Annotated in this window: 8 protein-coding genes and 2 riboswitches; all 8 genes read left to right on the plus strand. The window is 69.5% G+C overall.

Going from position 1 to position 10,775, the window contains the following annotated elements:
- Positions 1-394: efflux RND transporter permease subunit (locus AC1D12_RS13235; protein WP_477840864.1), on the plus strand; the 394-nt coding region annotated here is incomplete at its 5' end.
- Positions 391-3,585, plus strand: a complete 3,195-nt coding sequence (locus tag AC1D12_RS13240; RefSeq protein WP_477840866.1) for an efflux RND transporter permease subunit — start codon at positions 391-393, stop codon at positions 3,583-3,585. The genes AC1D12_RS13235 and AC1D12_RS13240, both read left to right, overlap by 4 nt.
- A gap of 20 nt (positions 3,586-3,605) precedes the next feature.
- The gene (locus AC1D12_RS13245) at positions 3,606-5,018 is read left to right on the plus strand and encodes an efflux transporter outer membrane subunit (RefSeq protein ID WP_477827445.1); all 1,413 of its coding nucleotides are present in this window, start codon (positions 3,606-3,608) and stop codon (positions 5,016-5,018) included.
- Between the two features lie 28 nt (positions 5,019-5,046).
- On the plus strand, positions 5,047-5,277 hold the full coding sequence (locus tag AC1D12_RS13250; RefSeq protein WP_477840868.1) for an AbrB/MazE/SpoVT family DNA-binding domain-containing protein: 231 nt from the start codon (positions 5,047-5,049) through the stop codon (positions 5,275-5,277).
- Positions 5,278-5,432: 155 nt separating this feature from the next.
- Positions 5,433-5,533, plus strand: a riboswitch (glycine riboswitch).
- 8 nt (positions 5,534-5,541) lie between these two features.
- Positions 5,542-5,653, plus strand: a riboswitch (glycine riboswitch).
- Between the two features lie 59 nt (positions 5,654-5,712).
- Entirely contained in the window at positions 5,713-6,846 is a 1,134-nt protein-coding gene (gcvT, locus tag AC1D12_RS13255; RefSeq protein WP_477840870.1) for a glycine cleavage system aminomethyltransferase GcvT, read from the plus strand.
- Positions 6,847-6,892: 46 nt separating this feature from the next.
- Entirely contained in the window at positions 6,893-7,267 is a 375-nt protein-coding gene (gene gcvH, locus AC1D12_RS13260; protein WP_047511714.1) for a glycine cleavage system protein GcvH, read from the plus strand.
- 121 nt (positions 7,268-7,388) lie between these two features.
- Entirely contained in the window at positions 7,389-10,289 is a 2,901-nt protein-coding gene (gcvP, locus tag AC1D12_RS13265; RefSeq protein ID WP_477840872.1) for an aminomethyl-transferring glycine dehydrogenase, read from the plus strand.
- Positions 10,290-10,310: 21 nt separating this feature from the next.
- The coding region (locus tag AC1D12_RS13270; protein WP_477840875.1) for a serine dehydratase beta chain at positions 10,311-10,775 on the plus strand (465 nt) is incomplete at its 3' end.

The raw sequence follows: 10,775 nt of genomic DNA on the forward strand, positions 1-10,775 counted from the left end.
GGGCGTGATCGGCATCATCGGCATCATCCTGCTGATCGGCATCGTCAAGAAGAACGCGATCATGATGATCGACTTCGCGATCGACGCCGAACGCAGCCAGGGCAAATCGCCGCGCGAGGCCATCCACCAGGYGGCGCTGCTGCGCTTCCGGCCGATCMTGATGACGACGCTGGCGGCGCTGTTCGCCGCGCTGCCGCTGATGTTCGGCGGCGGCGAAGGCTCCGAGCTGCGCATGCCGCTCGGGCTGTCGATCTTCGGCGGGCTGATCGTCAGCCAGGTGCTGACGCTCTTCACGACGCCGGTGATCTACCTCGGCTTCGACCGGCTGGGCCGGCGCGTGCGCCGCGCCGGCGCCCTGCCCGAGCGTTCTTCCACGGACGGAGCGGCGGGATGAACCTGTCCAGGCCCTTCGTCACGCGGCCGATCGCGACCGTGCTGCTGACCATCGGCATGGCGCTGGCCGGCATCGGCGCATTCTTCGTGCTGCCGGTGGCGCCGCTGCCGCAGGTGGATTTCCCGACCATCTCGGTCAGTGCCTCGCTGCCCGGCGCGAGCCCCGACACGATGGCCAGCAGCGTCGCCACGCCGCTGGAGCGCCACCTCGGCACCATCGCCGGCGTCAACGAGATGACCTCGTCGAGCTCGAGCGGCTCGGCCCGCGTGACGCTGCAGTTCGACCTGAGCCGCAACATCGATGGCGCGGCGCGCGAGGTGCAGGCGGCCATCAATGCGTCGCGCGCCGACCTGCCGTCCACGCTGCGCAGCAACCCGACCTATCGCAAGGCGAACCCGTCGGACGCGCCGATCATCATCCTCGCGCTGACCTCGAAGACCCGCACGCCGGGACAGATCTACGACGCGGTGTCGAACATCGTGCAGCAGAAGCTCGCGCAGGTCGACGGCGTCGGCGACGTCGAGCTCGGCGGCGGCTCGCTGCCGGCCGTGCGCGTGGAGCTGCTGCCGTTCGCGCTGAACCGCTTCGGCGTCAGCTCCGAGGACGTGCGCGCCGCGATCCAGGCCTCGAACGCGAACCGGCCCAAGGGCGCGATCGAGGACGGCGAGCGCCGCATGCAGATCTACACGCCGCCGCCCGGGCGCACCGCCGCCGACTACCGCGGGCTGGTGGTGGCCTGGCGCAACAACTCGGCGGTGCGGCTCTCGGACGTGGCCAAGGTGAGCGACGGCGTCGAGAACGTGCGCACGCTGGGTCTCTTCAACGGCCAGCCGGCGGTGATCGTGCTGCTGACGCGCCAGCCCGGCGCCAACGTGATCGAGACGGTCGACGGCGTGCGCGCGCTGCTGCCCGAGCTGCGCGCGCAGCTGCCGAGCGACATCGATCTGCAGGTGGCCTCCGACAGCACCAACTCGATCCGCGCCTCGCTGCGCGAGATCGAGGGCACGCTGGTGATCTCGGTGCTGCTGGTGGTGGTCGTCGTCAGCGTGTTCCTGCGCAGCCTGCGCGCGACCATCGTGCCGGCGGTCGCCACCGTGGTGTCGCTGCTCGGCACCTTCGGCGTGATGTRCCTGCTGGGCTACAGCCTGAACAACCTGAGCCTGATGGCGCTGACGGTGGCCACCGGCTTCGTCGTCGACGATGCGATCGTCGTGCTGGAGAACACCAGCCGCCACATCGAGTCCGGCATGGACCGCTTCGAGGCGGCACTGGTCGGCGCGCGCGAAGTCGGCTTCACGGTGCTGTCGATCAGCCTGTCGCTGGTGGCGGTGTTCATCCCGCTGCTGTTCATGAGCGGGCAGATCGGCCGGCTGTTCCGCGAGTTCGCGGTGACGCTGTCGGTGGCGGTGCTGATCTCGCTGGCGATCTCGCTGACCACCACGCCGATGATGTGCGCCTGGCTGCTGAAGCCGGGCGGCCACGTGCGCAAGCCGCCGGGCCGGCTCGCCCGCTTCTCGGAGCGCGTGTTCGCCGGCGTCTTGCGCGGCTACGAGCACAGCCTCGACTGGGCGCTGCACAGCAAGGCGCTGGTGATGCTGATCCTGCTGGCGGTGATCGGCCTCAACGTCTACCTCTTCAAGGCGACGCCGAAGGGCTTCTTCCCGCAGCAGGACAACGGACAGCTGAACGGCGGCCTCGCGGCCGACCAGAGCATCTCGTTCGAGGCGCTGCAGGGCAAGCTGAAGCAGCTGGTCGACATCATCCATGCCGATCCGGCGGTCGACACGGTGGTCGGCTTCACCGGCGGCGGGCGCGCCGGCGGCGGCTTCATGTTCATCAACCTGAAGCCGGTCGGCCAGCGCAAGGACGGCGGCCAGGCGGTGATCGCGAGGCTGCGCCCGCAGCTGGCCACCGTGACCGGCGTGCAGCTGTTCCTGAACCCGGTGCAGGACCTGCGGGCCGGTGGCCGATCGAGCAACTCGACCTACCAGTACACGCTGAAGAGCGACAACATCGCCGACCTGCGCAGCTGGGCGCTGAAGCTGGCCGACCAGATGCGCACGAAGGAAGAGCTGGCCGACGTCGACACCAACCAGCAGGACAACGGCGTGCAGAGCTTCGTCGACATCGACAAGGCGACCGCGGCGCGGCTGGGCATCACGACGCGCGATGTCGACAACGCRCTSTAYGACRGCTTCGGCCAGCGCCAGGTGGCCACCATCTACGACGAGCTGAACCAGTACCACGTCGTGATGGAGGCGGCGCGCAGCCTGACGCGCAGCCCGACCTCGCTGAACGACGTGTACATCCCGCGCAAGGCCGGCACCGGCGCGGCGACCACCGCGACGCTGTCGGTGAACCCGGCGCTGCGCGATGCCTCCAGCGGCTCGGCGCTCTCCAACACCGCGAACACGATGGTGCCGCTGCAGACGCTCGCGCGCTTCAGCGAGAGCGCGACCCCGACCTCGATCAACCACCAGGACGGCGAGCTCGCGACGACGGTGTCGTTCAACCTGCCCGAGGGCGTGAGCCTGTCGGACGCGCAGGCGGCGGTGAAGCAGGCCGAAGCCGACATCGCGATGCCGGCCAATGTGCGCGGCAGCTTCGCGGGCACGGCGCGCGGCTTCCAGGATTCGCAGGCGCAGCAGCCGCTGCTGATCCTGGCGGCGATCGTCGTGATCTACATCGTGCTGGGCGTGCTGTACGAGAGCCTGGTGCACCCGGTGACGGTGCTGTCGACGCTGCCGTCAGCGGGCGTCGGCGCGGTGCTCGCGCTGCTGATGTTCCGCATGGAGTTCTCGATCATCGCGCTGATCGGCGTGTTCCTGCTGATCGGCATCGTCAAGAAGAACGCGATCCTGATCATCGACTTCGCGCTCGAGGCCGAGCGCTCGCGCGGGCTGTCGCCGCTCGAGGCGGTGCGCGAGGCCTGCCTGCTGCGCTTCCGCCCGATCCTGATGACGACGCTGGCCGCAGGCCTCGGCGCACTGCCGCTGGCGATCGGCTTCGGCGAGGGCTCCGAGCTGCGCCAGCCGCTCGGCGTGGCCATCATCGGCGGGCTGATCGCGAGCCAGCTGCTGACCCTGCTTACGACGCCGGTCGTCTACCTCCTGCTCGACAAGCTGCGCCGCCGCAGCGCCGACGAGCGCCACCTGAGCCGCGGCACTGATGCCGCCGCTGCGCACGCATGACTCCACGCATGACTCCACGCATGACTTCGCGACTCACTCCCCTCGCGGCCGCGTTGCTGCTGCTGGCCGGCTGCGCGGTGACCCCGCGCTACCAGGTGCCCGACACCGCGCTGCCGGCGGGCTACAAGGAAGTGCCGGCCGCGGCCGAGGGCTGGCTGCCGGCGGCGCCCGCCGACGCGTTGGACCGCGGCCCCTGGTGGACGCTGTTCGGTGACGAGACGCTGAACACGCTCGCCGCGCAGGTCGAGGTGTCGAACCAGAACGTCGCGGCCGCGGTGGCCGCGTATGCGCAATCGCAATCGCTGGTGAAGGAGGCGCGGGCCTCGTTCTTCCCGAGCGTGAGCCTGAGCGGCGGCGCAACGCGCTCCGGCGGTGGCGCGCGCACGTCGACCGGCAACACCTACCAGGTGGGCCTGGGCGCAAGCTGGGAGGCGCCGCTGTGGGGCAAGCTGGAGGCGGGCGTCGACACCGCGACGGCGACGGCGCAGGCGAGCGAGGCCGACCTGGCGTCGGCACGGCTGTCGGCGCAGGCGGCGCTCGCGACCAACTACTTCTCGCTGCGCGAGGCCGACGCCGAGATCGACGTGGTGACGCGCACGGTCGAGGGTTTCACGCGCTCGCAGACGATCACGCAGAACCGCTACGACGCCGGCATCGCGCCGAAGAGCGACCTGCTGCAGGCGCAGACGCAGCTCGCGAATGCGCAGGCGGATCTCGCGACCTTGAAGCGCCAGCGCGCGGTGCTGGAGCATGCGATCGCGGTGCTGGTGGGCAAGGCGCCGTCGCAGTTCTCGTTGCCGCCGGCGGCCTGGCAGATGACGGTGCCGGCGGTGCCGCTGGTGGTGCCGTCGGAGCTGCTGCAGCGCCGGCCCGACATCGCCGGTGCCGAGCGCAGCGTGGCGTCGGCGAATGCGCAGATCGGCATTGCGCGCAGCGCGTACTTCCCGAGCTTGTCGCTGAGCGGCTCGTATGGGCAGCAGAGCAGCGCGGCGAGCCAGCTCTTCAATGCGAGCCAGAACCTGTGGTCGCTGGGCGTGTCGGTGGCGCAGACGATCTTCGATGCGGGGGCGACGCGGGCCCGCGTGGAAGGTGCCGAGGCGAGCCGAGATGCTGCTGTCGCCCGCTACCGGCAGACGACGCTCGCGGCGCTGGGTGCGGTGGAAGACCAGCTGTCGCTGGTGCGGATGCTGGCCGAGCAGTCGCCGCTGCGCCAGCAGGCCTCGAAGGCGGCGGACGATACCGAGGTGCAGACGCTGAACCGGTACCGCGCCGGGCAGGTCAGCTACCTGGAGGTGGCGACGGCCCAGTCATCGGCGCTGAGCGCGCGGCGGGCGCTGGTACAACTGCAAGTCGATCAGCAGCTGGCGGCGATCGGGTTGATCCAGGCGATGGGCGGTGGGTGGCACGCGAGCTGGGCAGCCAAGCCCGGATGACAATCCGGGTTGACGCAAGGAGACCTTCATGCCCGACTCCATCATCACCACCAAAGGCCGCACCACGGTCCCGGCACAAGTCCGCGAACAGCTCGGCATTCGCGAAGGCACGCGTCTCGTCTGGCATGTGATGCCCGATGGCAGCTTGATCGTCCGAGCGAAGACGGGTTCGCTGCGAGACATGGCGGGCATGCTGAAGTCGAAAACGCACAACAGCACGAGAGTCAGCATCGACGACATGAAGGCTTGGCGTCGATGACGAGATACCCTGATCAACCCCCACTTGTTCGCTCGTCAAAGTCGAAGGACCAGGGCGGCGCTCAAAGGCGCGTGCGGGGAGGCTGTGGCTCGCCGCACGCGTCTTTGCCGCGCCAATGCCCAAACCAGTTCGACACGCCCCAGTTCCGAGCTAAACTCGCGCCGCCAGGAGAGAGCTTCCAAGCGAAGCCGCCGAAGGCGCAGGTCCGGCAGAGATGCCGGCTCGAACGCTCAGGCAAAAGGACTGGCAAGCGCCCCGCGAGGGGCGTTCCTCGCTGGAGAGAGGCTCACCCCGAGTGAGTCCACCGAAGGGGCAAGCGGTTGACCGGGATCCGGGGGCCGCCAATCTCTCAGGTAAAKCGGACAGAGAGGGCATCCCCAACGCGTCGGCCGGCATGGCGACTCGTTGGTCCGGTGAATGCCCTCGGAGAAGACCATGTCCGCCATCGACCTGCCGAACACCCCGCTGCTGAAGACCCCCCTCCACGCATTGCACCTCGAACTGGGCGCCAAGATGGTGCCCTTCGCCGGCTACGAGATGCCGGTGAACTACCCCGGCGGCATCATCGCCGAGCACAAGCACTGCCGCAGCGCCGCCTCGCTGTTCGACGTCTCCCACATGGGCCAGGTCCGCCTGGTCGGCCCCGACGCCGCGAAAGCCCTCGAATCGCTGGTGCCCGTCGACATCGTCGACCTCGCCGTCGGCAAGCAGCGCTACGGCTTCTTCACCAATGCCAGCGGCGGCATCCTCGACGACCTGATGATCACGCGCCGCGAGAACGACGTGCTCGTCATCGTCAACGCCGCCTGCAAGGACGCCGACATCAAGCACCTGGTGACCCACATCGCCCACAAGTGCACCGTGCAGCCGCTGCCCGAGCGCGCGCTGCTCGCGCTGCAGGGCCCGCAGGCCGTGAAGGCGCTGGCCCGCCTGAATGCCGATGCCGCCACCCTCACCTTCATGACCGGCCGCGCGCTGACGCTGGCCGGCGCCGACTGCTTCGTGACCCGCTCCGGCTACACCGGTGAAGACGGCTTCGAGATCTCGGTCGCCGCCGACCAGGCCGAATCGCTGGCTCRCGCGCTGCTCGCCCAGCCCGAGGTCAAGCCCTGCGGCCTCGGCGCGCGCGACACGCTGCGCCTGGAAGCCGGCCTGTGCCTGTACGGCCACGACATCGACGAGAAGACCACGCCGGTCGAGGCCGGCCTCACCTGGGCGATCCAGAAGGTGCGCCGCGCCGGTGGCGCACGCGCCGGCGGCTACCCCGGTGCCAGCGTGATCGACGGTCAGCTCGCCCACGGCACCACGAACAAGCGCGTCGGCCTGCTCGGCCTCGAGCGCGTGCCGGTACGCGAAGGCGCCACCATCGTCGACGGCCAGGGCCACAGGCTCGGCCACGTGACCAGCGGCACGCTGTCGCCCAGCGTCAACCAGCCGATCGCGATGGCCTACCTCGCCGGCAACCACGCGCTGCCGCACCACGAGGTGTTCGCCGAGGTGCGCGRCAAGCGGCAGCCGATGCGCGTCGCGCCGATGCCGTTCTCGCCGCACCGCTATTTCCGTGGCTGATCTGCCTCCCCTTCCCCTTCTTCACATCGCCCCCAAGGAGCCCCTGATGACCACCATGTACACCCCCGACCACGAGTGGATCAACATCGAAGACCACGAGGCCGCCACCGTCGGCATCACGCTCCACGCGCAGGACGCGCTGGGCGACGTGGTCTTCGTCGACCTGCCGGAAGTCGGCCGCAGCTTCAAGAAGGGCGAGGTCGCCGGCGTCGTCGAATCGGTGAAGGCCGCCGCCGACCTGTACATGCCGGTGGCCGGCGAGATCGTCGAGGTCAACGAGGCGCTGCGCGCCGACCCGTCGCTCGCCAACAGCGACCCGCTCGGCAACGGCTGGTTCTTCAAGGTGCACGTCACCGACATGGGCGAGTTCGACCAGTTGATGGACCAGCCGGCGTACGACGAGCTCGTCAAGAACGCCTGAATCCGTTCGCCCTGAGGTATCGAAGGGCAGCGCATGCCTCGGTACCGGCACCTTCCGCAAAGGCTTCGATACCTCAGCCCGAACGGACGGTGTCCTGCCATCAAGTTTCACTGGAATGACCATGTTGATGTCCGCCGCCACGCCCCTGGGCGCCCTCGAGAACGCCACCGAATTCGTCGCCCGCCACATCGGGATCGAGGAGGCGGACGAACGGCACATGCTGTCGGCCATCGGTGCCGCCTCGCGCCGCGCACTGATCGACGCCATCGTGCCGCGTGCCATCGCCCGCCCGGTGCCGATGCAGCTGCCCGCCGCGCTGACCGAAGCGCAGGCGCTCGCCGAGCTGAAGGGCATCGCCGCACGCAACCAGGTGCTGAAGAGCTTCATCGGCCAGGGCTACCACGGCACCCTGACGCCCGGCGTCATCCTGCGCAACATCCTCGAGAACCCGGCCTGGTACACSGCCTACACGCCCTACCAGGCCGAGATCTCGCAGGGCCGCATGGAGGCGCTCGTCAATTTCCAGACCATGGTCTGCGASCTGACGGGCCTGGCGATCGCCGGCTCGTCGATGCTCGATGAAGCCACCGCCGCCGCCGAGGCGATGACGCTCGCGCTGCGCGTCGGCAAGAGCAAGAGCACGACCTTCTTCGTCGCCGACGACGTGCTGCCGCAGACACTCGAGGTGGTGCGCACGCGCGCCGAGCCGCTCGGCCTCACGGTCGTCACCGGCCCGGCCGCCGATGCGGCGAAGGACAAGCCCTTCGGCGCGCTGTTCCAGTACCCCGGCGTCAACGGCGTCGTGCAGGACCTGGCACCGGTGATCGCCGCGGTGCATGCGGCCGGCGGCCTGGCGATCGTCGCCGCCGACCTGCTGGCGCTGACGCTGATCACGCCGCCCGGCGAGATGGGCGCCGACATCGCGGTCGGCAACACGCAGCGCTTCGGCATGCCGATGGGCAACGGCGGCCCGCACGCCGCCTACATGGCAACCAAGGACGAGTTCAAGCGCTCGATGCCCGGCCGGCTGGTCGGCGTCAGCGTCGACGTGCATGGCAACCCGGCCTACCGCCTCGCGCTGMAGACGCGCGAGCAGCACATCCGCCGCGAGAAGGCCACGTCGAACATCTGCACCGCCCAGGTGCTGCCGGCGGTGATCGCCAGCATGTATGCGGTCTACCACGGCCCRCAGGGGCTGAAGCGCATCGCGGGCCGCGTCGCGAGCTACACCGCGGTGCTGGCGGCCGGCCTGAAGGAAGCCGGCTGCACGCTGGCGCACGAGAGCGCCTTCGACACGCTCGAGGTGCAGACCGGCGGCCGCACCGAGGCCGTGCTGCAGGCCGCGCGCGAAGCGGGCTTCAACCTGCGCCGCGCGTCGGCCGCGAGCGTCGGTATCTCGCTCGACGAGACCACCACCCGTGGCGACATCGACGCGCTGCTGCGCATCGTGCCGTCCCGCCCGATCGACGGCGCCGCGCTGTGGTCGCGCAGCGAGAAGGGCGTGGCCGCGCTGGTGCCGGCCGAGCTGGCGCGCCGCAGCGCCTTCCTGTCGCACCCGGTGTTCAACACGCACCACAGCGAGACCGAGATGCTGCGCTACATCCGCAGCCTGTCCGACAAGGATCTGGCGCTCGACCGCAGCATGATCCCGCTCGGCTCGTGCACGATGAAGCTGAACGCGACCAGCGAGATGATCCCGATCACCTGGCCGGAATTCGCGAACGTGCACCCGTTCGCACCGCGCGACCAGCTGGCCGGCTATGCGCTGCTCGACCAGCAGCTGCGCGACTGGCTGTGCCAGGCCACCGGCTATGCCGGCATCAGCCTGCAGCCCAATGCCGGCTCGCAGGGCGAGTACGCCGGGCTGCTGGTGATCAAGGCCTTCCACAAGTCGCGCGGCGAGGGCCACCGCAACATCTGCCTGATCCCCGAATCGGCGCACGGCACCAACCCGGCCAGCGCGCAGATGGTGGGGCTGCAGGTGGTGGTCACGAAGTGCGATGCCGACGGCAACGTCGACCTGGCCGACCTGAAGGCCAAGTGCGAGCAGCACAGCGCGAACCTCGCCTGCGTGATGATCACCTACCCGTCGACCTACGGCGTGTTCGAGACCCGCGTGAAGGAGCTGTGCGCGCTGGTGCACCAGCACGGCGGCCGCGTCTACGTGGACGGCGCCAACATGAACGCGCTGGTCGGCATCGCCGCACCGGGCGAGTTCGGTGGCGACGTGAGCCACCTGAACCTGCACAAGACCTTCTGCATCCCGCACGGCGGCGGCGGGCCGGGCGTCGGCCCGGTGTGCGTCGCGGCCGACCTGGTGCCGTTCCTGCCGGCGCACCGCGCGGCCGGCATCGGCACCGACTCTCAAGTGGGCGCCGTCTCGGCGGCGCCGCTCGGCAACGCGGCGGTGCTGCCGATCAGCTGGATGTACGTGCGCATGATGGGTTCGGAAGGCCTGCAGGCCGCGACCGAGACGGCGATCCTCAGCGCGAACTACGTGGCCGCGCGCCTGGCCGACCACTACGACATCCACTACAGCGGCAACATCGCCGGCGTGAAGGGGGGTGGCGTGGCGCACGAGTGCATCCTCGACCTGCGCCCGCTGAAGGAGACCTCGGGCGTGAGTGCGGAGGATGTCGCGAAACGCCTGATCGACTACGGCTTCCATGCGCCGACGCTGAGTTTCCCGGTGGCCGGCACGCTGATGGTGGAGCCGACCGAGAGCGAACCGCTGGTCGAGCTGGACCGCTTCTGCGACGCGATGATCGCGATCCGCGCGGAGATCCGCAAGGTCGAGCAGGGGCAGTGGCCGCAGGACGACAACCCGCTGAAGGCCGCGCCGCACACCACCGGCGCGCTGATGAAGACGGAGTGGCCGCACGCGTATTCGCGCGAGGAAGCGGCCTTCCCGGTCAAGAGCCTGAAGAAGCAGAAGTACTGGTCGCCGGTCGGGCGCGTCGACAACGTCTACGGCGACCGGAACCTCTTCTGCAGCTGCCCCCCGCTGTCCGACTACAGCTGATCTCCACCTGAAGGACGCCCCATGGCCGTATCGGTCTTCGACCTGTTCAAGATCGGCATCGGCCCGTCGAGTTCGYACACGGTGGGGCCGATGCGCGCGGCGCGGCTGTTCGCGCTGCGCCTGCAGCACGACGGCCTGCTGCCGCGCGTGGCACGCGTGCTGGCCGAGCTGTACGGCTCGCTCGGCGCGACCGGCAAGGGGCACGGCAGCGACAAGGCGGTGCTGCTCGGGCTCGCGGGGCATGAGCCGGACCGTGTCGATCCGGATGCGATTCCGGCGCACCTCGAGGTCATCCGCACCGGCAAGCAGCTGAAGCTGCTGGGCGAGCACGCGATCGCGTTCAACGAGAAGACCGACCTGGTCTTCTTCCGCCGGCAGACGCTGCCGTTCCATGCGAACGGCATGCGCTTCGTCGCGTACGACGCCGACGGCACCGAAATCGCGGCGCGCACCTATTACTCGGTGGGCGGCGGCTTTGTCGTCAGC

The organism is Rhizobacter sp. P1_G5 (assembly GCF_056405435.1).